Here is a 1,627-nt window from a genome sequence, read left to right as displayed (position 1 = left end):
CGGTGGGCGGCCACGGCGGGGGAGGGGGCCGCGCCGGCGACGGCACCGGCCGCCACGGTCCCCGTCCCCGCCAGCAGTCCCCGTCTGGACAGGCTCATCGGCGTACCTCCCGGGCCCGGTCGCGCGCGGTGTCCTGGCCCCGCACGGTAGCGCGAGGGCGGGCGACGGGGAACGAGCCGCACGCAACGGTTGGCGGCATCCCCTTCCGTCCGTACATACCGACTGGTTAGTCTGCTCCTTGGTCGACATGTGGAGAGGTGGATTCCCGATGGGTTCGGACAGCGACGTCCAGGGCGCGGCAGTGGTGGTCACCGGGGCGGGCGGCGGCATAGGCGCCGCGCTCGCGCGCAGATTCGCGGCGGAGGGCGCCCGGGTCGTCGTCAACGACCTCGACGAGGCCAAGGCCCGCAGGACGGCCGAGGAGATCGGCGCGATCGCCGTCCCCGGCGACGCCTCGGGCGTCGTCCCGCTCGCCCGCGAGGCGCTGGGCGGACGGATCGACGTCTACTGCGCCAACGCGGGCCTCGGCTCCGGCGGCTCCGAGGCCGCCCCCGAGGACGTCTGGGCGGCGGCCTGGGACGTCAATGTGATGGCGCACGTCCGGGCCGCGCGCGAGCTGCTGCCCGAGTGGCTGGAGCGCGGCGGCGGCCGGTTCGTGTCGACGGTGTCGGCCGCCGGGCTGCTCACCATGATCGGCGCGGCCCCGTACAGCGTCACCAAGCACGGCGCCCTCGCCTTCGCCGAGTGGCTCTCGCTCACCTACCGCCACCGGGGGGTCAAGGTCCACGCGATCTGCCCGCAGGGCGTACGCACGGACATGCTGGCCGCCACCGGTTCGGCCGGGGACCTGGTCCTCGCGCCGACCGCGATCGAGCCCCCGGCCGTGGCCGACGCGCTCTTCGCGGCGATGGCCGAGGAGCGGTTCCTGGTGCTGCCGCACCCCGAGGTGGCCCACTTCTACGGTGTGCGGGCGGGCGACCCGGACCGCTGGCTCACCTCCATGAACCATCTCCAGCAGAAGTGGGAGGCGGGCCAGGCATGAGCTCCAGGTACGCGACCAGGCCCTGGCTCGGGCAGCTCACCGAGGCCCAGCGGGCACCGGTCAGTCCGCCCGCGAGCGTGGTGCACGCCTTCCGGGCCGCCGTCCTGCGCGCCCCCGACCGCACCGCACTCGCCTACTTCGACGGACGGCTCACCTACCGCGAGGCCGACGCGCTCTCCGACTCCGTGGCCGGCCACCTCGCCGCCCGGGGCCTCCAGAGCGGCGACCGGGTCGCGATCATGCTCCAGAACACCCCGCACTTCGTGATCGCGCTGCTCGGCGCCTGGAAGGCGGGCGCGACCGTCGTCCCGCTCAACCCGATGTACAAGTCGGCCGAGGTCGGGCACGTCCTGGGCGACTCCGAGGCCGCCGCGCTGATCTGCTCGGACCGGGCGTGGGAGGCGTATCTGCGGGGCACCGCGGCCGGCTCCTCCGTGCGGATCGCGCTCACCGCCTGCGAGCTCGGCCTCCAGAGCCGCGACGACGCGCGCGTGCTCGCCTTCGAGCGGCTGCCCCGCCCCGCCGACACCGACGACCTGCTGGCCGTCGCCCGGCAGGGGCTGCCCGCCCCGGGCGACGGCCAGC

The 1,627-nt window shown here is 75.3% G+C and carries 2 protein-coding genes; both read left to right on the top strand.

Translation table 11 applies throughout. The features are described 5' to 3' along the window. Positions 1-268 precede the first annotated feature (268 nt). The gene (locus ACJA3G_RS36555) at positions 269-1,042 is read left to right on the top strand and encodes an SDR family oxidoreductase (RefSeq protein ID WP_406557322.1); all 774 of its coding nucleotides are present in this window, start codon (positions 269-271) and stop codon (positions 1,040-1,042) included. Further along, positions 1,039-1,627, top strand: a 589-nt coding sequence (locus tag ACJA3G_RS36550) for an AMP-binding protein (protein ID WP_406557321.1), incomplete at its 3' end; no start/stop codon positions are given. The genes ACJA3G_RS36555 and ACJA3G_RS36550, both read left to right, overlap by 4 nt.

Origin of the sequence: Streptomyces sp. YS-3 (assembly GCF_045257485.1) — a bacterium.
Taxonomy (GTDB): Bacteria; Actinomycetota; Actinomycetes; order Streptomycetales; family Streptomycetaceae; genus Streptomyces.
Note: the sequence above shows the minus strand (reverse complement) of the source record. Positions and strands in the feature narration are given on the sequence as shown.